Below are 25491 nucleotides of genomic sequence, written 5' to 3' on the forward strand. Positions count from 1 at the left end.
ACAACGACAACCTCGCCGATCTCGGCAAATGAGCGGGCGCGGGGGAGGCCGGGGCTCCGGCTACGGGCTGTTCCTGATCCGCGCCGGGCTCGGCGTCCCGGTCTGCGGCCGCCCTCCGCGTCTGCCCGGCGTGCCCTCCACCCCGCGCCGGTCGGCTCCGGGTGACCGGTTCCGCACACCGCCAGGCTCCCGCTCAAGACCATCTGAGCTGGACAAGCACTGAACGCAGCCTGGGCAGAAGGTGGTTAAAGCACCAGGATGGCGGGCATCACCCCCTCAGGTCGCGGATCGCACGGGCTCGGTGTGGCGGAGCCGATGCGGATGCGCCCGACGAGACCATGCGTAGCGCCCTGGAGGGATCTCGCGATGAAGCTTTTGGGCAAGGCCGGTGGCACGTCGCACGACGGCGACCACGACGAGAGCGCCGCTGCGGCGCGCGCCGCCGGTGAGCGGGACGCCGGCCGCAAGGGGATGGATCTGGAGGCGGCTGCCACGTCGCGTACCGGGGACGACCGGGACAACGATCTGTCGGCGCCCGGTCCCGACGCCGGGCCGCACAGCCCGGCCGAGCTGAAGGGCAAGGGCATTTTCGGTGCCCTGAAGCGGACCTTCAAGCAGTTCTCGCAGGACAACATCACCGACTGGGCCGCCGCGCTGACCTACTACGGTGTGCTGTCGATCTTCCCCGGTGTGCTGGTGCTCGTGTCGGTCCTGGGCATGCTCAGCGACAACGGGCAGCAGACCGTCCAGGAGACCGTGCAGCAGGTCGCGCCGAGCCAGCAGATCCAGAACCTGGTCGACCAGGTTCTCACCCAGGTGCAGGACCCGGGTAAGGCCGGTCTCGCCGCGATCATCGGTATCGTGGCCGCGTTCTGGTCGGCCTCCGGTTACATCGGCGCGTTCATGCGGGCCTCGAACGCGATCTACGACGTGCCTGAGGGCCGGCCGGTCTGGAAGACGATCCCGATCCGTCTCGCCGTCACCGCGGTCATCGGCATCATGCTCATCCTGTCGGCGGTCATCGTGGTCTTCACCGGCGGCCTGGCCAGCGCCGTGGGTCAGCAGATCGGTCTCGGCGAGAACATCGTGACCGTCTGGAACATCGCCAAGTGGCCGGTTCTGGTCATCCTGGTCAGCCTGATGTTCGCGATCCTGTACTGGGCGTCGCCGAACGCGAAGACCGGCGGCTTCCGCTGGGTCAGCCCGGGTGGCATCTTCGCGGTGCTCGTGTGGGTGGCGGCCTCCGCCGCGTTCGCGATCTACCTGGCGAACTTCGCCGACTACAACAAGACGTACGGCACGCTCGGTGGTGTCATCGCCTTCCTGGTGTGGCTCTGGATCTCCAACATCGCCATCATGCTCGGGGCCGAGCTGGACGCGGAGCTGGAGCGCGGCCGGGCGATCGCCGCCGGCCACTCGCCGGACGACGAGCCGTTCCTGCAGCTGCGCGACGACCGCAAGCTCAAGAAGGGCAGCGAAAAGGGTCTCAGCACGAATTGACGCGCCGCAGACGGCCAAGCGGCCGCGTTCCCTCGCCGGGAACGCGGCCGTTTCGTGTGTCCAGGCCCCACGACCGGCCCGGACGGCGACCCGGGTCGGCTGGTCGCACCGGCCGGGCGGCACCGGCGGCGGCGGTCGGGTCGTTGCTGCGGCCGCACATCGGGCGGGCGCGCGTGGCCGTCGGCATGCCCGGCGCGATCACCGCGACGCTTCCCCACGCACTCACAGACATCGAAGACCGTAGCTCTCTTGCGCGGGGGCGCGACACCGACCAATATGGACGTCAATCACTGCGATGCTACGGGGGCGTCGGATTTGATGCGGGGGTTGCCGATCATGCGAACCTTTTCCGTACGGTCGGATTCACCACCCGGAACCTTTTCTCCCGGCGGGACCGAATCGTCCGCCGGCCCTGGGTGACAACTCGCCGATCGGCGGACGCCGCGACGATTCTCGTCGCCGGGCGAGCAATTTCGCTGTTCCGCACTCCATGACCCGCCGGCGGCCCGCCGGAGCTTTCGGCCGGCCTCGTTCCTGACCGGCGCCGTGCATATTCGGCGCCGGCGACATCGTGCGGCCGCCATCGCCATTTCCGAGCGACGAAGCGAAGGCGGAGGCCCGTACGGAAACGACAGACCCGGGCAACGGCTCCGAGCCGGAGCCGGCCACCCGGAGCTGTCCGTCCATGAGCAGCCGCCGCGCCCAGCCCGGGCGCACCCGCGGCGTGCCTCGAGAAAGGGAGCTCATGAGCAAACGTACACGGGGGATCCCGATCGCCTGCCTGGTGATCGGCCTCATCGCCGGGGGTGGGCAAGCCGCCGTCGCCAAGCCCGCGACGCCGGCCAAGCCACCACCCGCCCCGGCCGCCGGCCGGGCGACGCCGGCATCGGACGCCGTCGCGCCCGCCGACCGGGCCGGTGTCATCGGCGCGAACTGGCAGAAGTCGTCCGACCGGCTGTGGACCACCTCCGGTGACAGTCAGGGCCTGCACCTGTTGGTTGCCGACGCCGAGGACGGGTACGTCTGGCGCACCGCGGCGACCCTGGCGGAGCCCGGCATCAGCTCGGACCGGTGGATCGGCAACGCCTGCCTGACCGCCTCGGGGCGCAACGCTGTCGTCGTCTACGAGCCCCGGCACTTCTCCAACCGGGAGCACCTGTTCAACCGGGGCGCGTTCGCCGCGGTGGTGGATGTGGAGTCGGGCGCGGTGACCAAGCTCGACGTCAACGTCAGCATCGCCTACTACAACCCCGGGTGCGGCGCCGGTGAGCAGGCCGCTCTGACCCAGAGCGGCGCCACCGATCTCGGGCGTACCCGGGTCCATCTCGTCGACACCACCAGCCGCAAGATCACCTCGCGGATCGACGTGCCCGGTCAGCTGACCGCGGCGGTGCCGTTCGAGGGAGGGATCGCCGCGGCCGACGGGGCGAAGATCGTCTCGGTGGACCGGGACGGTACGACGTCGACTCTCGTCGCCACGGCTGGGCGTACCGCGTCGCTGACCGCCGACGGCGCGGGAGGGCTGACGTTCCTCCAGCAGGTGGACGACGCGACGACCGCGGTGCGGCGCTGGGACCGTACGCGCAGGGTCAGCGAGCTGGGCCGTGGCCCGCTCACCGACGTCACCCTCGCTCGCGGCACGCAGGGCCGCGTCTTCATCACCGGCAAGCCGGCCAGGGTGGCGGCGTTGCCCCCGGGTGTCACCGCGGTGCCGTCACAGCCGTTCGCGGAGGTCTCGACGACGGGCGAGGCGGTGCTGACCACGGACGCGAAACCGCCGGCCGCCGGGGTCCGGCCCGACGGGAGCCTTCCGGTGGGCAAGCACGCGACGTTCCGGGCCACCGGCCGGTCCGCGGCCTTCGTGGTGGACCCGCTGACCCGGATCAGCAAGCGCCGGGCGGAGGGCCTCGCCATGGCGCCGCAGCTCAAGGCCGCGCGCGCCGAGGTCGCCCGGTCGGCGCCCGCCGAACCGGCCGGCTCGGCCACGAGCCCGCTGGAGGTGGACCGCTACTGCGCGGTGTCGCGCAACGACGTCACCGCGCAGGCCGAGCAGCCGCACTGGGCCCAGGTGGAGTGGGCCGCGACGCTCGCCGTGGAGAAGAACCTGACCATCACCCGGCCCGCCGGGTGGCGCGGCTCGGGGCTGCCGGCCTGGTCGCCGCAGACCATGGAGCGGCCGATCGACCTGGCCGGGGGCGGCTTCGTGCCGGCTCAGATCATGCTCGCCGTCCTGGCGCAGGAATCCAACATGTGGCAGGCGTCCTGGCACGCGCTGGAGGGTGTGCCGGGCAACCCGCTGGTGGGCGCCTACTACGGCATCCGCAGCGGCTGGTCGATCAACTTCACCCAGGCGGACTGCGGGTACGGCGTCGCCCAGGTGACCGACGGCATGCGCCTCGCCGGCCGTACCAAGCCCTACGAGGTCGCGCGGCCCGCCGACGAGCAGAAAGCCATCGCGATCGACTACGCGACCAACATCGCCGCCGGCCTGCGCATCCTGCAGGAGAAGTGGAACACCACCCGAGGTGCCGGCATCGTCGTCAACAACGGGGACCCGGCGCGGCCGGAGAACTGGTTCGCGTCGGTGTGGGCGTACAACAGCGGGCTCAACCCGCAGGCCAGCACCGGCAACACCACTGGGTGCGCCCCCAGCCCGACGTGCACCGACAGCCGGGGCAACTGGGGGCTCGGGTGGGGCAACAACCCGGCCAACCCCGACTACCCGTACAACCGCAAGCCGTTTCTCGACGGACCGGACGGCGGTGGCGGCGGCGGCCAGGCCGACGCGGCGCACCCCGAGCGGTGGCCCTACCCCGAGAAGATCATGGGCTGGGCCGCGTACCCGATCGTCAAGTCCGACTACCGCCGGCCCGACTTCTACGAGCCCGGGTACGGCCAGGCCTGGTGGTCCACCTCGGCGGACCGTACGGCTGCCATCAAGCCGCCGCTGAACACCTTCTGCGGGACCCAGAACAACTGTTCCTTCCCCAGCGGCGCCACCGGTCCGGGTCTGTGCAACTACTCGGACTACCACTGCTGGTGGCACTGGCCCGCCACGTACAAGCCGAACTGTGAGACCAGCTGCGGGTACCGCAACCCTCGCTACGCCGCGGGGGCGCCGGAGCCCGCACGCGGGACGCACTACCCGCCGATCTGCCCGGCCTCCGGCCAGTCGCTGCCCGACCTGCCCGCCGGGGCGCTGGTGATCGACGAGTCTGACAACTCGATCCCGGTGGTCCGTTCCGACACGTGCACGACGCGAGCCGCCAACAACGGGACGTTCAGCCTGGTCTTCAACAGCAACGCGGTGGACTACCCGTCCAAGATCGATTTCCATCAGCTGGGCACCGGGGTCAACGGGCACCTGTGGTTCGCCCACGAGCAGAGTCCCGAGCTCAACGCCAGCAACAAGGTCGGGGTCACCGGTACGTGGACCCTGAACCGGACGATGAACCAGTGGGCCAAGGTGTGGGTGCATCTGCCGTACACGATCGGTGAGACCCAGCAGGCCCATTACCGCATCGACCGGGGGTCCGGTGCTCCCGCCGCGACCCGGTACAAGTGGCGGGTGGCCGGGCAGTACCGCGGCAGCAGCCAGTGGGTCTCGCTGGGCGCCATGCAGTTCATGGGTACGCCGTCGATCAGCCTGAGCAACATCACCCGGACCAAGCAGGAGACGCAGGGCGTGGATAACGTCGTGTGGGACGCCGTCGCCATCCAGCCGCTGTCGGCGAAGCCGTCGGACTTCGTGGTGGCGATGGGTGACTCGTACTCCTCGGGTGAGGGCGTCGTCGCCGACCCGGACACCGACTTCTACCCGGTGTCCAACCACAACACCGTGCCGGGCAACAACGCCTTCCGCAACGGGTGCCACCGTGCCCCGAACGCGTGGTCGCGGATCGCCACGCTCGCGGACGACAGCCGCACGATCGGGCAGCGTGACGATGCCCGCGATCCGAAGATGGACTACCAGATGGTGGCCTGTGCGGGTACGCAGAGCGAGCACATGCTGCCCAGCGCCGGCGTCAATCCGATCACGGGGAAGGAGTTCAAGGATCCGACGACCAACCAGCCCTGGACCAACGGGTGGCGGGAGACCGCCCAGAACGGATCCATGCGGGAGGTCACGCAGATGGACTCCGGCTTCCTCGACGAGAACACGACGCTCGTCACCATCACGGTGGGCGGCAACGACATCGAGTGGACGGGCGTCATGGAGAAGTGCCTGTTCTCCTTCGTCCTGCCGGAGTGCATGAACCTGGACTTCACCCCCAAGCCGAGCGTGGGTGATCAGCCGGCGCCGGAACGCATCGGCGACTACGTGCCCCGGGTCATGGAGCAGAAGCTACGGCCGACGCTGGCCACGATGCTCCGGGCGATCAGCGCCATGGCGCCGAACGCGAAGATCGTGCTGATGACGTACCCGAAGCTGCTGGATCCGTCCGACTTCTGCATCAACATCGCAACGGTGATGCAGATCTCCGGCGGTGAGACGGAATTCTTCAACCAGGCGTCGGTCGAGATGTCGGCGCTGGCCAACGAGATCGCCACGACGGCGCGGACGACCGGCATCAAGGCGTGGGCGTCGGACCCCGTGCCGGCCTTCGAGGGCCATGGCTACTGCAGCCGGAACTCGGGCATCAACGGCCCCACGACCGACCAGGGGCCCGGCGAGAAGCCGAGCTTCCTCGCCTCGAGCGCCTTCCATCCGAATGCGGACGGGGCGGGTTACTACCGAGACACGCTGAACGCAACCCTGCGGTCCATCGGTCTCTGACGCACCGGTGGCGGCGCGCTGTGTCGAACGGCGCGCCGTCACCGCCGTCACCGATCCGAGAGATAGATCAAAGTGAGGACGGCGAGCGTCATGGCCCGTAGGACGGTCAGGACGATCGCCGTCACGGCGAACCACCATCCGCCGTGGAAGACCGCGAGGCCGCCGGCCCTGCCGGATCCCCGGCCCCGGCGCCATCCGCGTACCGCGCCGGCCGCCGCGCAGAGCAGCGGTAGAGCCGCGGCCGCCACGATGATCGGGGTCCAGAACTCGTCAGACGGATCCTGCCAGAAGCCCCGGGAGCGGACCGTCCAATACGGATAGGCGCCGACCAGGACCGCCAGCAGACCGTACGCGATCAGGTCCGAGCTGCTCCTGGCGTCGGCCCAGCGCGCCAGGCGTCCCTTCGACGTCATGAGCACCAAGCTATCCGCCCTGCGCTCATGTCCGGACATGCCGGTCCGTTGTGACCGGCGAGCCGGTCACAACGGCGTGCGGCCACGGCGGTGATCAGACGAGCCGATCCTCGCGGGTGAGCAGCTCGAGCACGGTGGACAGGCTCGACATCGCCGACTCGATGGTGCGCACGAGGTCGTCGCTGCCGGCCGGGAGGGTGCCCGCCGGGAGGGTGCCCGCCGGGAGGGTGCCCGCCGGGAGGGTGCCGGCCGGTAAGGCGACCGCCGGGACGCGTACCCGCTGCGGGCGGCCCAGCAGCCGGTGTCCCAGCTCCAGGACCGGCGTGCCCGCCTCGATGCCCAGGTCGTCGCGGAGTCGTCGGCGTAGCTCGTGGAGGACCTGGACCGCGTCCGCGGTCCGTCCGGCCGTCCGGAGCGCCTCGGCCAGGGAACAGTGCAGACCTTCGTGGTACGGGTACTGCCGCGCCCAGCCGGAGAGGCCGGGAAGCACCGCCCGGGCCCGGCGCCGGCTCATCTCCAGGCGTACGTACAGCTCGATCGCCCGGATCCGGTCCTCCTCCAGCGCGGTCACGTGTCCCGCCAGGGCGGCCGAGTCGACGTCCTCGAGCACGTGGCCCTGCCACAGGTCCAGCGCCGTCTGCAGCCGCGCGACACCGGCATCGATGTCACCTCGGGCCGCGAACTCGTCGGCCTGCTCGCAGAGCCGGCGGAAGACGAGGACATCGGCCTGATCCTCGGCGATCTGCAGGCGGTAGCTGGTCGACCGGCGTGATATCTCGGCGCTGACCCCGTGGCGGCGCAGCCGGCTCCGTACGGCACCGACACAGTTCTGCACCTGTTGACGTGCGGTGTGCGGCGGCGAGTCCTGCCAGATGACGTCGATCAGGAAGTCGGTCGTGACGGATTGATTGGCCAGCAGAATCAGGGCCGCGAGAATCTTGCGTTCCCTGTTTCCACCCAGGACGCCCGGTTCGCCGGTGGTGAGCGCGAGTGGGCCGAGAATGCGGAACTCCACGAAACGATCCCCCGATCATCGTCGTTGCGGCCCAATGTTCCACGGTGATTGAAGGGTGTCAATCAAACAACGGGGACCCTTCTGAAATGCGTATGTGCTGGGCCGCGGCGTGGTACGGGAGCGCATCGATGGCGGCTCGATGGCGACTCGATGGGGGCGCTTCCTAGCGTCGTGGTCTCCGGGTCGATCCCCAAAAGGAGTTTGATGACCATGCAGTCGGCACGTCTTCGCACGGTCTCGGCGCTCACCGGTACCACGCTCGCCTTCGCCGCCGCCGCCGTCGCCCTCACCGGCACGGCGGCCCAGGCGGACTGTTCCCACCGCTCGGCCGATCTCGACTACGGCAGCGATCAGGTCGTCGCGGCGGCCGGCACGTCGGGCGAGGCCATCCGCACCGGCCCGCACGTCGGGTGCAGCCGGGTCATCACCCTCGCCACCGGCCGCTGGGTCACGCTCGACTGCTACACCGAGGGCGACACAGTGGCCGGACGCGACACGTGGAGCCGGGTGCGCTACAGCAACGGCGGCCCGGTGTACCAGGGCTGGCTTCCGGACAGCCGGCTGCGGGAGCACGGCGCCCAGGAGGAGTGCCCGGCATGACCGGTCCGGCAGCCCCGACATCCCGTTCGATCACTGACCCGGGCCGAGGCCTCGGCCGGGCCGACGAGAGGAATCGCATGAACATCATGAAGAGGACCGTCGCGCGATTCGGCCGGGCGGGCGCCCTCACCGCCCTGGCCATGGGCATGACCGGCGCGCTGCTGGGCGCCGTGCCGTCGGCCGCGTCGGCCACCGCGGCCGCCTGCGGTGGCCAGGTCGGCGGCGGTTGGCTCAGCGGCGGCAACTGGATCAGCGTCGCGCTCCGGAGCACCTCCAGCTGCACGATGTACGCCCGCTTGACGATCACGGACGGGACCGCCGCCTGCTGCTTCAACTACGGATGGCGGGTCGAGCGTCAGGTCAACGGCACGTACGGCTGGCAGACCACCCACACCAAGAACTCCAGCTCGTACGCCTTCGAGGGCACCAAGGACACCGCCACCGTGCCGAACAGCACGGTCGACGACGACCGGTTCCGGGCGTGCTCGAACTTCGGCACCAGCACCTGGCGCTGCACCCCGTGGATCCTCGCCTGACGCACCGAGCAGGGTGGTTCGCTCCGGCCGATGCCCCCTCGGCGGCCGGGGCGAACGGCGTGCGACCAGCACCATCAACTTTTGAATCCAGTGACAAAAGTTCGTAGCGATCAACGAGAAGGTATGGACTAGCGCGGCGGAAGGGCCCTAGTGTGACGGGCGTGACACCGTACCGTTGCGGCGGTGTGAACGGCCCGGAGGTTGCCCGTGCATGTCGTCGACCCCCCTCATCTGCGTCTTCTCCGCCTGCTGCGGGACGAGGGCCCGATCTCCCGCGCCGAGCTGGGTGACCGGCTCGATCTGACCCGGCCCCGGCTGCTCGCCGAGGTCGAGCGGCTCGTCGCCGCCGGCTACATCGCCGAGGCCGGGATGGCCGCCTCGCGCGGAGGTCGCCGGTCCACGCTGGTGGAGCTGCATCCGCGGCTGCGGTTCGCCGCGGTCGACCTCGGGGCCAGCTCGATCGACATCGAGGTGACGAACGGGCGGCTGGAGCCCGTCGCCGCGTACCGGGAGATCGCCGACATCCGCAGCGGGCCCAAGGCGATCCTGCACCGGGTGAACGAGCTGCTCGCGAAGGCGCGGACGGACGGCGCGTACGAGAAGCTCGATGCCGTCGGCATCGGCGTGCCCGGACCGGTCAGCTTCCGCGACGGCGTCCCGGTCTCCCCGCCGATCATGCCGGGCTGGGACCGCTACCCCGTGCGCGAGCTGCTGGCCCGTGAGCACGGGTGCCCGGCCGTCGTGGACAACGACGTCAACATCATGGCGATCGGGGAGCGGCACGGCGGGGTCGCCCACTCGGTGGACGACTTCCTCTTCGTCAAGATCGGTACGGGCATCGGCTGCGGCATCCACCTCGCCGGCGACGTGTACCGGGGCGTGGACGGGTGTGCCGGCGACATCGGGCACATCCAGGTCGACGCGCACGGTCCGATGTGCTCGTGCGGCAACGCCGGATGCCTGGAGGCGCTGTTCAGCGGCGCGGCGCTGTCCCGCGACGCGCTCGCCGCGGCCCGCAGCGGGGAGTCGCCGGCGCTGGCCGAACGGCTCGCCGCCAACGGGGAGCTCGGCGCCCGTGACGTCGCCGACGGCGCCGCCGAGGGCGACGTGACCTGCATCCGGCTCATCCGCGACGGCGGCCGCCGGGTCGGCGCGACGCTGGCGACGCTGGTCAGCTTCGCGAACCCGTCGATGATCGTCATCGGGGGCGGGCTCGCGCAGCTGGGCCACATCCTGCTCGCCGAGATCCGCAGCGTCGTCTACCGTCGCTCGCTGCCGCTGGCCACCGGCAACCTGCCGGTGGTGCTCAGCGAGCTGGGGGCCCGCGCGGGCGTCACCGGTGCGGCCGTCCTGGCCAGCGACACGGCCTTCGAGCAGGCGTCATGACGGCGCCGGAGAACGTCGAGCAGCGCGATGTGGTGCTCAAGCTGGAAGGCGTCGTCAAGACGTTCCCGGGCGTACGGGCCCTGGACGGCGTGGAGCTGGAAGTGCGCGCCGGCGAGGTGCACTGCCTGCTCGGTCAGAACGGCGCCGGCAAATCCACGCTGATCAAGATCCTGGCCGGGGTGCACCACGCCGACGAGGGCAGCATCAGCTGGCTGGGCGAGCCGTTCGCGCCCGCCACGCCGCAGGCCGCGATGCGCGCCGGCATCGCCACGATCTACCAGGAACTCGACCTCGTCGACGATCTCTCGGTGGCCGAGAACGCCTTCCTGGGCCACGAGGAGAGCCACGGCGGGTTCCTGCGGCGGCGCTCGACCGCCGCGCGTACCCGGGAGATCCTGGCCCGGCTCGGCCACGACCACATCCCGCCGCGCCGCCTGGTGCGCTCGCTGCCGGCGGCGGGCAAGCAGATCGTCAGCATGGCCCGTGCGCTCTCGCACGACGCCAAGCTGATCGTCATGGACGAGCCCAGCGCCGTGCTCGCCCACGACGAGGTCGAGAACCTGTTCCGGATCATCCGGGAGCTGACCTCGAACGGCATCGCGGTCATCTACATCTCGCACCGCATGGAGGAGATCCGCGACATCGGCGACCGGGTCACCGTCCTCAAGGACGGCCGGACGACCGCCGCGAACCTCCCGGCCCGCAGCACCTCGACCCGGGAACTGGTCAGCCGCATGACCGGCCGCACCATCGAGTACGTCTTCCCCCCGCGCGCCGCCGGCCCGCACGTGGAGCCGCTGCTCGAGGTGGAGGGGCTGACCCGCGAGGGCGAGTTCGCCGACGCGTCGCTGACCGTCCGGGCCGGTGAGATCGTCGGCATCGCCGGGCTGGTCGGCTCGGGCCGCTCCGAGCTGCTGGAGACCATCTTCGGCGCGCGCCGGGCGGACGCGGGCACGGTGCGGCTGGCCGGCAAGCGCATCCGCTCCATCGGCGACGCCGTACGCCACGGCATGGGCATGGCTCCTGAGGAGCGCAAGAGCCAGGCGCTGCTGCTGGACGAGCCGATCTACCGCAACATGACGCTGTCCTCCTTCGCCGGGTACGCTCGCGGCGGCTTCACCGACGCCGGCCGGGAGAAGGCCGCGGCGATGCGTACGGCCGACCAGCTGGACCTGCGGCCCCGCGACGTGAGCCGCCCGGTCCGCACGCTGTCGGGCGGCAACCAGCAGAAGGTCGTCGTCGGCCGCTGGCTGCTGGACAAGACCAAGCTGCTCCTGCTCGACGAGCCGACCCGCGGCGTGGACGTGGGCGCCCGGGCCGAGCTGTACCAGGTGATCCACGACCTCGCGGCCGGCGGCGTGGGCGTGCTGCTGGTCTCCAGCGAGGTGCCCGAGGTGCTGGGGCTGGCCGACCGGGTGCTGGTCATGCGCGAGGGACACCTGATCCACGAAGCACCCGCACAGGACATCGACGAAGCAACCGTGCTGGACCTCGTCATGGCGGGGTCCCTCATGGAGGGAGAGCCGGCATGACGCACTGCACCGAGCGGCACCTGCCGCAGGCGGGCGACGGCCGTGACGGCGAGGGCCAGGAGGCATGCCAGGGAGGCACAGCGTGACCGATCAGAGCACGAAGCCTGGCGTGCCGGCGCAGTCGCCGCCGGTCGAGCCCGCGATCACCAAGGACGCCGGGGAAGCCGCGACGCCGCAGCGGCAGAGCTGGTGGAGGGGTGACGGCGCGGAGCCCGTACGCCGCAACCTCGGCCTGGTCGGCGTCCTCGTCATCCTGGTGATCATCGGGATCGCGACCCGGCCGGACCTGTACGGCAACCCGACGTGGGTGACCAACAACGTCTGGACGATCCTGCAGCAGGCCTCGGCGATCGGCGTGGTCACCGTCGGCATGACCTTCGTGATCATCGGCGGTGGCATCGACCTCTCCGTGGGCGCCATCGTCGCGGTCGCCGGGGTCTGGTCGACCACGCTCGCCACCCAGAGCTACGGCGCGGGTGGGATGATCTTCACCGCGATCGTCGTCGGCGTCGTCGTCGGGCTCATCAACGGCGTGCTGATCTCGTACGGGAAACTGGTGCCCTTCATCGCGACGCTGGCGATGATGGTCGCCGCGCGCGGCCTGGCCGCGCAGATCTCGGGCAAGCAGACGCAGGTGTCGTCCAACACCACCATCAACGACATCGCGAGCACCCGGGTCTTCGGCATCCCGATCCTGGTCATCATCCTCGCGCTGGTCGTCGCGGCCGGCTGGGTCCTGCTCAACCGCACCACCTTCGGCCGCCGCACGGTCGCGATCGGCGGCAACGTCGAGGCGGCCCGGCTCGCCGGCATCAACGTCCGGCTGCACACCGTGCTGCTGTACGCGCTCTCCGGTCTCTGCTGCGGCATCGCGGCGATCATGCTCACCTCGCAGGCGACCAGTGCGCAGGCCGCGATGGCGAACCTCTACGAACTCGACGCGATCGCCGCGGCGATCATCGGCGGCACGCTGCTCAGCGGCGGCCGCGGCACCATCGTCGGCGCCCTCTTCGGGGTGCTGGTCTTCTCCACCATCACCAACCTGTTCGCGATCAACAACCTCTCCACCGAGGCCCAGAACATGGTCAAGGGCGGCATCATCGTCGCCGCCGTGCTGATCCAGCAGTTCCGCTACAAATCCCTCACCCATCTCCTGGGCCGTACCTCCCGCTGATCCGCCCCCACACCCTGCGGCGACCGATGACGGCCGCCCGGTCACCCCTGGAGAAAACATGTCCGACATGTCCCGTCGTCGCATCCTCTTCGGTGGCGCCGCCCTCGGCGCCGGCGCCCTGCTCACCGCCTGCACCAGCAACACGCCGCAGGAGAACACGCAGGTGAACAACCAGAACGGGGACTCGAACCCGAACGCGGCCCCCGGCAAGAAGGTCGTCATCGGTTTCTCGGCCCCGGCGGCCGACCACGGCTGGCTCGCCGCGATCACCAACAACGCGAAGGCCCAGGCCGGCGCCTACACCGACGTGGAGTTCAACGCGGTCGCGGCCAGCGCGGACGCCGCGGCCCAGCGGGCGGCGCTGTCCACCCTGATCTCGCAGAAGCCGAACGTCATCGTGATGCTCCCGCACGACGGCAAGGAGCTGAACGCGATGGGCCTGGAAGCCATGCGCGCGGGCATCCCGGTGATCAACCTGGACCGGGCGTTCCCCGACAAGGCCGCCTACCGGGTGCAGCTCAAGGGCGACAACTTCGGCATGGGCATCGCCGCCGGCACCTACATCGGGCAGCAGCTCAAGGCCAAGAACGTGAGCAACCCCATCATCGGCGAGATCCCCGGGGTGGACTCGCTCGAGCTGACCCAGGAGCGGACGGCCGGCTTCAACGAGGCCCTCGCGACCTTCGGGTTCAAGGTGGCCAACCGGCGTCCCGCGGACTTCACGGCCGACGGCGGGCAGCGGGCGGCCACCGATCTGCTGCAGGCGCTGCCCAAGCTGGACGCCGTCTGGAACCACGACGACGACCAGGGCATCGGCGTGCTGGCGGCGATCAACCAGGCGAACCGCAAGGAGTTCTTCATGGTCGGTGGCGCCGGCTCGAAGGCGGCCATCGACGCGATCAAGGCCGACAACACCCCGCTCAAGGCGACCGTCACGTACAGCCCGTCGATGGCGTCCTCGGCGATCTCGCTGGCCCGCCTCATCGGCCAGGGCAAGGGCATGTCGGACCTGGTGGAGCTGCAGGTGCCCAAGGAGATCACGCTCGCCTCGGAAACGATCACCAAGGAGAACGCGGAGCAGTACAGCAAGCTCGGTTTCTGACGGTCTCCCGAACGACAAGCGAACACACGATCGGAGAGCACGATGGGGCAGCTGCGGGTCGGCATGGTCGGTTATGCGTTCATGGGCGCCGCGCACTCACAGGCCTGGCGTACCGTCAACCACGCGTTCGACCTGCCGCTGTCGGCACGGATGTCGGTGGTCTGCGGCCGCGACGAGGGCAAGGTCGCGGCCGCGGCCGCCAAGCTCGGCTGGGAGGCGCACGCCACCGACTGGCGTGCGGTCGTCCAGCGGGACGACGTCGACCTGGTGGACATCTGCACGCCGGGCGACACGCACGCGGAGATCGCCCTCGCGGCGCTCGCCGCCGGCAAACACGTTCTCTGCGAGAAACCCCTCGCCAACTCGGTGGCCGAGGCCCGGGAGATGGCCGAGGCCGCGGCCGCGGCGCAGGCCAAGGGGATCCGCGCGATGTGCGGGTTCAACTACCGCCGGGTGCCGGCCGTCGCGCTGATGCGTCAGCTCGTCGCCTCCGGGCGCATCGGCACCCTGCGTCACGTCCGCGCGGTCTACCTGCAGGACTGGATCGTCGACCCGGAGTTCCCGCTGGTCTGGCGGCTGCGCAAGGATGTCGCCGGCTCCGGCGCGCTGGGGGACATCGGCGCGCACATCGTCGACCTCACCCAGTACGTCACCGGCCAGCTCATCACCGGCGTCAGCGCCCTCACCGAGACGTTCGTCCGCGAGCGCCCGCTGCCGGTCGAGGCGTCCGGCCTGTCGGCCGCGGGCAACGGGCACGCCGGCTCCGGCGAGGTCACCGTGGACGACGCGGCGCTGTTCCTGGCCCGGCTCGACGGGGGAGCGGTGGCCACGTACGAGGCCACCCGCTTCGCCACGGGGCGCAAGAACGGCCTCCGGGTCGAACTCAACGGCTCGCAGGGCTCGGTCGCCTTCGACTTCGAACGGATGAACGAGCTCGAGTTCTACGACGCCACGGTCCCCACCGCGGAACAGGGCTTCAGCCGCATCCTCGTCACCGAGCCGGACCACCCGTACATGGCGGCGTGGTGGCCGGCCGGCCACCTCATCGGCTACGAACACTCCTTCACCCACGAGGTCCACGACCTGATCGCCGCGATCGCGGCCGGGGAGGACCCGGCACCGTCCTTCGCGGACGCCCTCCAGGTCCAACTCGTCCTCGACGCCGTGGAACGCTCGGCGGCCTCCTCGGCCTGGGTCCCGGTGGAGGCGCAACTGGCCACTGTCTGATCCGAACCCGCCGCGGCCCGCGAGGCACGGTCCGGTTGCGCCCCGGACCGTGACGGGCCCTGTCTTCCGGCATCGGCCGCCGGGTTCCCGGCCGCTGCCGAACATCCACACTTCACAAGTACGGGCACAGCACGGCCCCGTGGCACACGCCGCGGGCCGTGCCGTCCCGGCCTCCCCGCGCCGCCATCCGGCCGGATCGCGGGTCACCCGCGGCCGCTCGCGCCCCGCCGGCTCGTCCCGTCGTCCACAGCGGCGCGTCGTGACGGCAGCCCGCGGTGAAGCGCCGGCCATCCGCCGCGTGCATCTGCATGCCTGCCATCCGCACGCGGCACTGTCCAGTGCATGCCCGAGTGTGCAATTGATGCACAGAAATCGCTCTCTGTGCCGGTGCGCCGACTTGCCTTCCGCCGCCTTCCCGGGCTGCTCAGCAAGGGCGGTGACATCAATGATCGCCGATGCGCCCGGCTTCTGTGGATCATGTTCGCACCGGTCACGGCGTCGCACGGCCAGTACGCCGCTGATCCGGCAACACGCCGAGGCTCGTATCCGAGGGCAGACAACCCCACGGATGGAGGCGTCATGGCACCCCGTCGGTCCGCCACGACGGCAGCGGTGACCCGCGGCCAAATGGTCCATACTGGACGCAGCACGAACCGATGCACGTGCGAATGCACCGGTGACGCCCCGCTCCAGGAGGGATTCTGATGCGTCTGCGCCACCATTCGGGCCGGGTCGTCCACCTGACCCACGGCACCGCGGTACGGCCCGCCCGGGACCTCCCGGCCGTCGTCGAGCAGCTCGACGCGTACGCCAAAGCCGTCCGGTCCCGTGTGGACGTGGACACCCTCGGGGTGAGCCTCTGGCTCCCGCCCACCCTCGCCGCCGCCCTCGCTGTCGACGGGCGCTCCCGTACCCGGCTTCGTGCCGAGCTGACAGCCCGCGGGCTGGAGGTCGTCACGTTGAGCGGAGTGCCGTACGCGCAGGGCGGCGACGAGGGCTCCGAGGGCCCCGGCCGGATCGACGGTGGTCCCGACTGGAGCGACCCGGCGCGCCTGGAGTACACGCTGGACCTGGCCCGCATCCTCGTCGACCTGCTGCCCGACGACGCCGTCCGCGGCGCCGTCAGCACGATCGGCCTCGGTCGCGCCGACGGCTGGGACGAGGCCAAGCAGAAGGCGTGCGCGCGCATCCTGGGCCGGCTCTCCGGCGGGCTCGCCGAGGTGGCCTGGCAGACCGGCCGCGCCGTACGGGTCGGCTTCCGCCCCGGTCCCGGCGCCGTGCTCGACGGTTCCGCCTCGATCGCCGCCGCCTTCGCCCGGGTCGACAAGGACCGCCTCGGCGTCAGCCTCGACCTGGCCGCGCTCGCCTGCACCTGGGAGGAGCCGGGCGCGTACCTCGACCGGCTGGCCGGCGCGGGCGTGCCGGTGATCCAGGCGCAGGTCACGGCCGCCCTGCAGGCCGACGACCCGGCCGCGGCCGCCGGGGCGCTGCGCGGGTACGTGCAGGAGGGACACCCGCACCCCGTCACCACCCCGGACGGCGGCTACCTGCCCGACCTGAGCGATGCGCTCCGGGACTCGCCCGCGGGGCCTTGGCGGGTGCTGGCCCCCGTACCGTTGAAAGAGCAGCCACCGGCGCCGCTCAGCGCGACCACCGGCGTCTGGCGGACGGCAGTCCGGCAGCTGATGGCCGGCGACCTGCCCGGCACCGAGCATCTCGACATCGAGGCGCAGAGCGCGACCGAGCTCGCGGAGCTCGGCCTGTCCCCGCCGGCCGTCCACATCTCTTGTTGAGCGGGCCGCCCGCACCTAGAGTTTGACCTGGCGCCACCCGGACGGGCGGGCCCGCCGGGAGGCGCAAACCCGGCGCGGCCGCGACGTCCCCCCGGGGCGTGCCCTGCCGGTCACCTCGCGCCGGCGCTGGAACCCTCTTCGTAGAGCCTGCGAACAGGGAGATGACTCATGGCGCGACCCATCACGCTCTTCACCGGCCAGTGGGCCGACCTGCCGTTCGAGGAGGTCTGCCGGCTCGCCTCGGAATGGGGCTACGACGGCCTCGAGATCGCCTGCTGGGGTGACCACTTCGAGGTCGACCGGGCGCTCGCCGAGGACGACTACATCGACCGCAAGCGCGAACAGCTCGCCAAGCACAACCTGCGGGTCTTCGCGATCTCCAACCACCTCGTCGGCCAGGCGGTCTGCGACCACCCGATCGACGAACGCCACCAGGACATCCTGCCGGCGGCGATCTGGGGCGACGGCGACCCCGCGGGGGTACGCGAACGAGCCGCGGAACGCATGAAGGACACCGCCCGCGCCGCCGCCAAGCTCGGCGTGCAGACGGTGGTCGGCTTCACCGGCTCGTCGATCTGGCACACCGTGGCGATGTTCCCCCCGGTGCCGCCGGCGATGATCGAGCGCGGCTACCAGGACTTCGCCGACCGCTGGAACCCCATCCTCGACGTCTTCGACGAGGTCGGCGTTCGCTTCGCGCACGAGGTCCACCCCAGCGAGATCGCGTACGACTACTGGACGACCCGCCGCACGCTCGAGGCCATCGGCAACCGCCCGGCGTTCGGCCTGAACTGGGACCCGTCCCACTTCGTCTGGCAGGACCTCGACCCGGTCAACTTCATCCTCGAGTTCCAGGACCGCATCTACCACGTCGACTGCAAGGACGCGAAGGTCCGCACCGGCGACGGCCGCCGCGGCCGCATGTCGTCCCACCTGCCCTGGGCGGACCTGCGCCGAGGCTGGGACTTCGTCTCGACCGGCCACGGCGACGTGCCCTGGGAGGACTGCTTCCGGGCGCTCAACGCCATCGGCTACGACGGCCCCATCTCGATCGAATGGGAAGACGCCGGGATGGACCGGCTGGTGGGCGCGCCGGAAGCGCTGCAGTTCGTACGGCGGCTCGCCTTCGACGCGCCGTCCGCAGCCTTCGACGCGGCCTTCTCGTCCTCGTCCTGACACAGCCTCTGTCCGGCCACATGCCGACGGCCCGGTCCCTCAGCGGGGGCCGGGCCGTTCAGCTGCGGTGGATCAGTACGTGGTGCCCGTGCTGTTCGAGCTGACGCTCGAGGTCGACAGGTCGCTGGTGGTGGAGTCCGACGACGAGCTGGCCGACGAGAGCTTCTCACCGAGCTTGGACTGGTTCAGCTTGTCCTTGCCCTCGGTGTAGAGCTTGTTGGCCTGCGCCTGGGCGACGCCGGCGGCCTCCTGGACCGTCGGGTGCTCCCACACCTTCTTCGCGTTGGCCGCGATCTCCTCGTACTTCTCCCGGCCGGCACGGCTGCCCAGGACGAAGCCCGCCGCGAGACCCGTGATGAACATGAGCTTTCCGCGCATGGCGGCTCCTTCCGTTCGTTGACGCGCGTGCGTCTGGTTCCGGTCCATACCCATCCTGCCGCTGGATCATTCGCCCGGACCGCGTTTCGTCAGTGTTGCGGCTCTCCGGGTGTGTCGGATCCCTCGCAGGGGGTGACGTACGGGCCTGCGAGGCCCCGTCCGAGCGCGTTCCGGGCCGACTCGGAGGCCCGCTCTCCGGGCTGGAGGGGCGTTCAAGACTGTTTGGGCGTTTGCCGCCGCCCCGTCCACCCACGTGCGCCGGCCCCTGTCCCGCCCGCCGGCGCTGGGCTGATCGGGTGTGTCGGGTACCCCTCGCGCGCGACGCCGCCTCGGTCATGTATTGTTTTCCCGGTCACCACGACAGCCCGCGAGAGCGGGAAGCCGCGGTCCGATCCCCTGTAGCTCAATTGGCAGAGCAGCCGGCTGTTAACCGGCAGGTTATTGGTTCGAGTCCAATCGGGGGAGCTTTCGACCGGGGAGACATTCCCTGGCTCTCGGAGAACTGATCTCCCTCTCTCGCTTCACCACGGTTAGCCTGGAACGCGCCGGTATGGAAGGCCCACGGTTTTCCGCGACCACACCGCTCCCGGTCGACCGTCGACGCCGAGCTTCGTCGACTGATCCCGCCGCGCGGTCTGGACGACGACTTCCGGGTAGCCGATGACCTGCCGTCCGTCTGTCCCCGGACCACCAGGCCGGACTTCCTCGACAACTGGAACGGCAAGCTCGTCGAGCTGACCACGCCCGAGGCGGTCAAGGCCCACAAGAAGAGGGTGGTGACTACCTCGCCTGTGAGTACGCCACCTACACCTGGGCCAAGTGACCGGCTGTTCTTCGACCACGAGCATTTGGTGGAGAACGACTTCGCCGGCCTGCGGCTCGGGTCCTTCGGCGCACACGGCTCGCGCTTCGACCGTTGCGTCTTCGCCGGGATGCGGGTGGAGACAGTGTCGTTCGGCGCCGGCGTGGAGGTGTCCGAGTACGTGGACTGCACCTTCGACGGCGCCCGGATCCAGCGGGCGATGGCTGGGTTCGCGCGGTTCGTCCGGTGCACCTTCCGCGACGTGGACCTGCGCGAGTGGGACGGCGAGTTCGTGGACATGGTCGACTGTGTGGTGTCCGGCACGGTGCGCTCCGGGCAATTCTGGGGCGCACCGCTCCCGCAGTCCGGGGAGTCGCGCTACCGGTCGTATGTGCGCGGCCTCAGCGAGCAAGGGCTCGGGGAGCCGCCGGAAAGGGTGCGGGCCCTGATGACCCGCACGGCCAACGAGTTCCACGGCAACGATTTCTCCGGCGCCGAACTCGTCAAGACATCCTTCCGTGGTGGCGCGGATCTGACCCGCCAGCGTCTGCCGCAGGGCCCCGACTACCTGTACCTGCCGGACGCCGCAGCGGCCATCGACGCCGCCGTCGCCCGTCTGGACGCGGGCACGGTGTCCGACGACCTGGTCGGCGCGGATCTGCGGCCCCGGGTACGCCGGTTCCTGACCGGGGTCCTGGCGCGCGACGTCGAGCAGGGACAGCGGCAGTTGCTCGTCCGGGCCAAGGACTTCGCGTCACGCGGCGCGGTCAAGCCGAACGCGGCCGCCGCGGTCGCGCTGCTCGCGGATGTCATCAAGGAGTCGTAAGCCACAGCACGTATTACTTCGTACCGGCGGCCGACCGGTTGAGCCTGGGCTCAGCCGCAGCGGTCACCCGGCGGCCCCTCTCCTCGCACAGGTGTCACCCGGCCCGGCCGCAGGCCGGTTCAGGACACGGTGACGGCCACAGCGCCGGCGGGGAGCGTCGCGAGCCCGAGGCCGAAAGCGGTCAGGTCGATCTCCTCGGCGGTGCGGTTCATCAGGAAGCGGACGTCGCCGCGCACCGCCAGTTCGACGCGGCCGCGCAGCGCGCGGGGGAGTTCGCTGTCCACGCCGGCCCGGGAGAGCAGATCGCCGAGCAGCGGCGCCAGGCCGTCCGGGCCGAGCCGGGTGGAGACGTACGCGGCGGAGCCGGTTCCCACGGTCCGACGGGTCACCGCGGGGCGTCCGGCCAGGTCACCGGAGGTGTACGACGCCAGTACCTCGGTCCCGGGGCCGGTGACGTCGATCCGGTCCGTCCACAGCGTTCCGGTCGTGCCGTTGTCCAGCAGCACGTGCTCGTCGTCGAGCAGCGGCGCGAACTCCTCGATCCGGATGCCCAGCAGGTCGCGCAGCGCACCGGGGTAGCCGCCGAGCCAGACGTGGTCGTTCTCGTCCACGATGCCGGAGAAGTACGTCGTGACCAGGTGGCCGCCGTTTCCCACGTACGCGGACAGGCGCTCGGCGACCTCGGCCGGGACGACGTGCAGCACCGGCGCCACCACGACGTCGTACTCCTCGATCGGCGCGGACAACGGCACCACGTCGACGCGGACGCCCAGGTCGAGGAACGCCGCGTACCAGTCGAGGGCCTCCCGGCGGTAGCGCAACCGGTCCGTGGGATGGGAGTCCTGCTCGGCGGCCCACCAGGAGTTCCAGTCGAAGACGACGGCGGCCCGCGCGCGGGTCCGCGGCGCGCCGGCCACGAAGGCCAGGTCCCGCAGGCGGGCGCCCAGGGCCGACACCGACCGGAAGACGTCGCTGCCGGTGCCGGCGTGCGGGACCATCGCCGAGTGGTATTTCTCGGCCCCGGCCCGGGACTGCCGCCACTGGAAGAAGCAGACCGCGTCGGCGCCGTGCGCCACGTGGGTCAGGGAGTCGCGCTCCAGCTCGCCGGGTCGCTTGGCGAGGTTGACGGGTTGCCAGTTCACCGCGCTGGTCGAATGCTCCATGAGGAACCAGGGCCGCCCGCCGGCCAGGTTGCCGGTCAGGTTCGCCGAGAACGACAGCTCGTCGCGGGACCGCGGACCCGGATGCCGGTAGTGGTCGTTGGCGACGAAGTCGACCTCGGCTGCCCAGTCCGCGTAATCCATGCCCTTCGTCTCGCCCATCACCATGAAGTTGGTCGTCACCGGCACCTCGGGGGTGATGGACCGCAGGATGTCCCGCTCGGCGATCAGGTGGTCCTTGAGCACCGCCGAGGAGAAGCGCTTGAAGTCCAGCTGCTGACCCGGGTTGGGATGGGTGGCGGCAAGCCGCGGCGGCAGGATCTCGTCCCAGTTCCCGTAGTGCTGCGACCAGAAGGCCGTGCCCCACGCCTCGTTGAGGGCTTCGAGGGACCCGTACCGGGAGCGGAGCCAGCCGCGGAACGCCGCCGCCGCGTCGGCCGAGTAGTCGTAGACGTTGTGGCAGCCGAGCTCGTTGTTGACGTGCCAGGCGGCCAGCGCCGGGTGGCCGGCGTACCGGGTGGCGATCTCGCGGACCAGGCGCAGCGCGTACCGGCGGAAGACCGGGGAGGTCGGCCGCCAGTGCTGCCGCCCGCCCGGCCACAGCGTGCGACCCTCCCGGTCCACCGGCAGGATCTCCGGGTGCGCCGTCGTCAGCCACGGCGGGGGCGAGGCGGTGGCCGTGGCGAGATCGACGAGAATCCCGTTGGCGTGCAGGAGGTCCATCGCGTCGTCCAGCCAGCCGAAGTCGTACTCGCCGTCGGCGACCTCGAGCCGGGCCCAGGAGAAGATGCCCAGCGAGACGATCGTGACGCCGGCGGCGCGCATCGCCCGGACGTCCTCGTCCCACACGTCACGTGGCCACTGCTCGGGGTTGTAGTCGGCGCCGTACTCCAGACGCGGGGCGCCCGCTCGGCGCAACCAACGGGGCGACATGGGATCTCCTTGCTCCGGCGGGGGATCACTTGACGGTGAAGCCCTGCTCGGTGCCGTACTTCGCGGACTTCTCCTGCCAGGCCTTCAGCCCGTCGGCGAGCGTGGTCGACGAGACGTACGCCTTGCCGGCCGTGTCGTTGAAGACGCTGTTGGCGTACACCTGGAAGGGCAGGTACGACCAGCCGGGGACGACCTGCCGGGCCGACTTGGCGAAGATCTCGTTGGCCTTCTGCCCGGCGAAGTACGGGAACGGCGTGTTGAGGAACGCCGGGCTCTGCAGGTCGGCCGTGGTGGACGGGAAGGCGCCGCCCTTGATCCGCAGGTCCTTGCCCTCGTCCACCGAGGCGTACTTGACGAACGCGTACGCCAGCGCCTTGTTCGCCGACTTGTCGAGCACGCCCAGCGAGCTTCCGCCGTTCTCCGCGCTGGCCTGGCCGCCGGCCTCCCACTGCGGCATCGGCGCGACCCGCCACTTGCCGGACGCGGCCGCCGCCCCGGAGGCGAGGTTGCCCGGCATCCAGGCGCCGGTCGGCAGGCTCGCGATGGTGCCGTCGCCGAGCGCCTTGAACCACTGGTCGGTCCACGGCGGGATCGGCGCGACGAGCTTCTCACTGATCATCGGCTGCCAGACGGTCGCGAACTCGGTGGCGCCCGGGTCGGCGAAGTCGATCCGTACGGTCGTGTCCTGGACCTGGTACGGCTTGCCGCCGGCCTGCCAGATCATGCTGGTGGTGAAGCCGGCGTCGCCGGTGTCCGCGGTCAGGTACGCCTTGGGGTTCGCCTTGTGCAGCTTGCGGGCGGCCTCGACGTACTCGGTCCAGGTGGCGGGCACCGCGATGCCGTACCTGTCGAACACCTCCTTGTTGTAGAACAGCGCCATCGGCCCGGAGTCGAGCGGCAACCCGAAGACGCCGCCGTTCGGGGTCACCGCGTTCCAGGGGCCGGGGGTGAAGCTGCTCTTCAGTCCGGACGCGCCGTAGCCGGAGATGTTGGCCAGCGACTTGGCGATCGCGAACTGCAGCACCGCGTAGTACTCGATCTGCGCGACGTCGGGCACGCCGCTGCCGGCCGCGATCGCGTTCTGCAGCGCCGTGTACTGCTTGTCGCCGGTCCCCGCGTTGACCAGATTGATCTTGACGTTCGGGTACTTCTTCTCGAAGCCCGCGGCGACGTCCTTGACGGTGCTGTCCCAGGCCCAGACGGTGAGGTTGCCGCCCTTCTGCAGCGCGGCGGTGACGTCCGCCTCGGAGCCGGTCGCCGGGGGCGTGGTGATGTCGGAGGAGGAGTCGTCGCTGCACGCGGCGAGGGTGAGGATCGCGGCGGTCGCGGCGGCGGCCACCTTCAGGAATCGAGACATCGGCGTCCTTTCATTCTTTGACGCTTCCGGCGGCCAGGCCGGACTGCCAGTACCGCTGCAGCAGCAGGAAGGCGGCGAGCAGGGGCAGGATCGTCAGCAGCGACCCGGTGATGACGAGGTTGAACACGGCCTGGCCGCCGACCGTCTGGGCCTGGTCGTTCCAGGAGTTCAGGCCGATGGTGAGCGGGTACCACTGCGGGTCCTTCAGCATGATCAGCGGAAGGAAGTAGTTGTTCCAGGTGGCGACCACGGTGAACAGCAGGACGGTGACGATGCCGGGTCCGAGCAGCGGCGCCGAGACGCGGAAGAACGTGTGGAACTCGCCGGCGCCGTCGATCCGGGCCGCCTCCAGCATCTCGTCGGGCACGGCCTGCTGGGAGAACGTCCACATGAGGTAGAGCCCGAACGGCGAGACCAGGGACGGAATGATCACCGACCACGGGGTGTTCGTCAGCCCCATCCTGCTGAACATCAGGAACGTGGGCACGGCCAGCGCGGTGCCGGGCACGGCGACCGCGCCGATGACGACGGCGAAGACCGCGCGCTTGCCGGGGAAGTCGAACTTGGCGAGCCCGTACCCGCCCAGGGTCGCGAGCAGCGTCGCCCCGCCGGCGCCGGCCACGACGTACAGCAGGGTGTTGCCGAGCCAGCGGACGAACACCCCGTCGTCGTACGTCAGGGTCTGCCGGACGTTGTCGAACAGCGCGAACCGGCCGTCGTCGAACCACAGGCCGAACGAGCTGAGCAGGCCCTCCTGCGTCTTGGTCGCGTTCACCACCAGCCAGGCCAGCGGGACGAGACTGTAGATCGCGACCAGCGCGATGAGGACCGTCAGCACGGCACTGCGCCGCCGGCCCATCACTTCTCCCGGGCGCCGCGCAGCTGCACGGCGTACGCGATGGCCATCGTGATGAGGCCCATGATGATCGCCACGGTGGCGGCGTAGTTGTACTGCTGGCCCGAGAACGACAGCGAATAGGCGTACATGTTGGGCGTGTATCCCGTCGTGATCACGTTGCGGGCCAGCGGCCGCATGATCGCGGGCTCGTTGAACAGCTGGAAGCTGCCGATCACCGAGAAGATCGTGGCGATCACCAGCGCGCCGCGGATGTGCGGCAGCTTGATGGCCCGGATGATCCGGAACTGCCCGGCGCCGTCGATCTCGGCCGACTCGTAGAGCGAGGCCGGTACGACCTGCAGCGCGGAGTAGAAGATCAGCATGTTGTAGCCGACGAACTCCCAGGTGACGATGTTGCCGATGGAGGCGAGCGCGAGGTCGGCGGAGAGCGGCTCGGGCAGCGTGACGTGCAGGGCGTCGTTGATGTTGCCGATCAACCCGAACTGGTTGCTGTACATGAAGCCCCACATGAGGGTGGCCACCACAGCCGGCACCGCGTACGGCAGGAAGATCGACACCCGGAAGAAGGCCTTGCCGTAGAGCCGGCCGCTGTCGACGGCGAGCGCGACCAGCAGCGCGAGCAGCAGCATGATCGGCACCTGCACCACGAGGAACAGCGCCACCCGGCCGAACCCGGACCAGAACTGCGCGTCCTGGAGCGCCTGGGTGTAGTTGTCGAACCCGACGAACGAGTTCCCGCCGATGAGGCGGTTGCGGTACAGGCTGAGGTAGATCGAGTAGCCGATCGGCGCCAGGAAGACCAGCGCGAACACGAGCATGAACGGACCGGCGAACTTCCAGCCCTCGAGCGACCGGCGTCGGCGCCGTCCGCCGGCCCGCGCGCCGGCGTAGGTGATGGCCATCCTGCCTCCCGACTCCCGAGTGTTTACGTAAACATCGATGAGC

General features: G+C 70.4%; 19 protein-coding genes and 1 tRNA gene. 13 read left to right on the forward strand and 7 right to left on the reverse strand.

All coding sequences use genetic code 11. From position 1 onward, the window contains the following. Positions 1 to 471: 471 nt before the first annotated feature. Positions 472 to 1500, forward strand: coding sequence for a YihY/virulence factor BrkB family protein (locus AB0K03_RS39860; RefSeq protein WP_364697039.1), 1029 nt, complete (start codon positions 472 to 474; stop codon positions 1498 to 1500). A 745-nt stretch (positions 1501 to 2245) separates the two neighbouring features. Further along, a complete protein-coding gene (locus tag AB0K03_RS39865; protein WP_364696951.1) occupies positions 2246 to 6277 on the forward strand; it encodes an SGNH/GDSL hydrolase family protein in 4032 nt (1343 codons plus the stop codon). Between the two features lie 47 nt (positions 6278 to 6324). Here AB0K03_RS39865 and AB0K03_RS39870 read toward each other — a convergent pair whose 3' ends face one another. Both AB0K03_RS39870 and AB0K03_RS39875 read right to left on the reverse strand, forming a co-directional pair. After that, positions 6325 to 6690: a hypothetical protein gene (locus AB0K03_RS39870; RefSeq protein ID WP_364696954.1), complete on the reverse strand. Its 366-nt coding sequence runs from the start codon at positions 6688 to 6690 to the stop codon at positions 6325 to 6327. A 94-nt stretch (positions 6691 to 6784) separates the two neighbouring features. Then, on the reverse strand, positions 6785 to 7705 hold the full coding sequence (locus tag AB0K03_RS39875; protein ID WP_364696957.1) for an AfsR/SARP family transcriptional regulator: 921 nt from the start codon (positions 7703 to 7705) through the stop codon (positions 6785 to 6787). A 204-nt stretch (positions 7706 to 7909) separates the two neighbouring features. On the opposite strand from AB0K03_RS39875, the gene AB0K03_RS39880 reads away from it, so the two are divergent. The 9 genes from AB0K03_RS39880 (at position 7910) to AB0K03_RS39920 (ending at position 18231) form a co-directional block, all read left to right on the forward strand. Continuing rightward, the gene (locus AB0K03_RS39880) at positions 7910 to 8305 is read left to right on the forward strand and encodes a hypothetical protein (RefSeq protein WP_364696959.1); all 396 of its coding nucleotides are present in this window, start codon (positions 7910 to 7912) and stop codon (positions 8303 to 8305) included. A gap of 86 nt (positions 8306 to 8391) precedes the next feature. Then, positions 8392 to 8841: a hypothetical protein gene (locus AB0K03_RS39885; protein ID WP_364696962.1), complete on the forward strand. Its 450-nt coding sequence runs from the start codon at positions 8392 to 8394 to the stop codon at positions 8839 to 8841. 207 nt (positions 8842 to 9048) lie between these two features. Then, on the forward strand, positions 9049 to 10227 hold the full coding sequence (locus tag AB0K03_RS39890) for an ROK family transcriptional regulator (RefSeq protein WP_364696964.1): 1179 nt from the start codon (positions 9049 to 9051) through the stop codon (positions 10225 to 10227). Beyond that, on the forward strand, positions 10224 to 11759 hold the full coding sequence (locus AB0K03_RS39895) for a sugar ABC transporter ATP-binding protein (RefSeq protein ID WP_364696966.1): 1536 nt from the start codon (positions 10224 to 10226) through the stop codon (positions 11757 to 11759). The genes AB0K03_RS39890 and AB0K03_RS39895 overlap by 4 nt, the downstream gene beginning before the upstream one ends. 82 nt (positions 11760 to 11841) lie before the next feature. Further along, positions 11842 to 12933 carry an ABC transporter permease gene (locus tag AB0K03_RS39900; RefSeq protein WP_364696969.1) on the forward strand — a complete coding sequence of 364 codons (1092 nt, stop codon included), beginning with the start codon at positions 11842 to 11844 and terminating at the stop codon, positions 12931 to 12933. A gap of 58 nt (positions 12934 to 12991) precedes the next feature. After that, positions 12992 to 14035, forward strand: a complete 1044-nt coding sequence (locus AB0K03_RS39905) for a substrate-binding domain-containing protein (protein WP_364696972.1) — start codon at positions 12992 to 12994, stop codon at positions 14033 to 14035. A 42-nt stretch (positions 14036 to 14077) separates the two neighbouring features. Beyond that, entirely contained in the window at positions 14078 to 15262 is a 1185-nt protein-coding gene (locus AB0K03_RS39910) for a Gfo/Idh/MocA family oxidoreductase (protein WP_364696975.1), read from the forward strand. A 704-nt stretch (positions 15263 to 15966) separates the two neighbouring features. Continuing rightward, positions 15967 to 17055, forward strand: coding sequence for a xylose isomerase (locus AB0K03_RS39915; protein ID WP_364696978.1), 1089 nt, complete (start codon positions 15967 to 15969; stop codon positions 17053 to 17055). A gap of 168 nt (positions 17056 to 17223) precedes the next feature. Then, positions 17224 to 18231: a sugar phosphate isomerase/epimerase family protein gene (locus tag AB0K03_RS39920; RefSeq protein ID WP_364696981.1), complete on the forward strand. Its 1008-nt coding sequence runs from the start codon at positions 17224 to 17226 to the stop codon at positions 18229 to 18231. A 72-nt stretch (positions 18232 to 18303) separates the two neighbouring features. On the opposite strand, the gene AB0K03_RS39925 is transcribed toward AB0K03_RS39920, so the two are convergent. Continuing rightward, the gene (locus AB0K03_RS39925) at positions 18304 to 18609 is read right to left on the reverse strand and encodes a hypothetical protein (protein WP_364696984.1); all 306 of its coding nucleotides are present in this window, start codon (positions 18607 to 18609) and stop codon (positions 18304 to 18306) included. A 392-nt stretch (positions 18610 to 19001) separates the two neighbouring features. Here AB0K03_RS39925 and AB0K03_RS39930 point away from each other — a divergent pair. Beyond that, positions 19002 to 19074 (forward strand) — tRNA-Asn (locus AB0K03_RS39930). 386 nt (positions 19075 to 19460) lie between these two features. Beyond that, on the forward strand, positions 19461 to 20237 hold the full coding sequence (locus AB0K03_RS39935) for a hypothetical protein (protein WP_364696987.1): 777 nt from the start codon (positions 19461 to 19463) through the stop codon (positions 20235 to 20237). A 119-nt stretch (positions 20238 to 20356) separates the two neighbouring features. Here the strand turns inward: AB0K03_RS39935 and AB0K03_RS39940 are convergent, their stop codons facing one another. Genes AB0K03_RS39940 through AB0K03_RS39955 form a run of 4 tightly spaced genes read right to left on the reverse strand, consistent with a single transcriptional unit; the run spans position 20357 to position 25448 of the window. Beyond that, entirely contained in the window at positions 20357 to 22330 is a 1974-nt protein-coding gene (locus AB0K03_RS39940; protein ID WP_364696990.1) for a beta-galactosidase, read from the reverse strand. A 25-nt stretch (positions 22331 to 22355) separates the two neighbouring features. Further along, positions 22356 to 23687: a sugar ABC transporter substrate-binding protein gene (locus AB0K03_RS39945; RefSeq protein ID WP_364696993.1), complete on the reverse strand. Its 1332-nt coding sequence runs from the start codon at positions 23685 to 23687 to the stop codon at positions 22356 to 22358. Between the two features lie 10 nt (positions 23688 to 23697). Continuing rightward, entirely contained in the window at positions 23698 to 24546 is an 849-nt protein-coding gene (locus AB0K03_RS39950; protein WP_364696996.1) for a carbohydrate ABC transporter permease, read from the reverse strand. Beyond that, entirely contained in the window at positions 24546 to 25448 is a 903-nt protein-coding gene (locus AB0K03_RS39955; RefSeq protein ID WP_364696999.1) for a sugar ABC transporter permease, read from the reverse strand. Before AB0K03_RS39955 ends, AB0K03_RS39950 begins: the two co-directional genes overlap by 1 nt. Positions 25449 to 25491 lie beyond the last annotated feature (43 nt).

The sequence above is a fragment of the Actinoplanes sp. NPDC049316 genome (assembly GCF_040677315.1).
Lineage (GTDB): Bacteria > Actinomycetota > Actinomycetes > Mycobacteriales > Micromonosporaceae > Actinoplanes.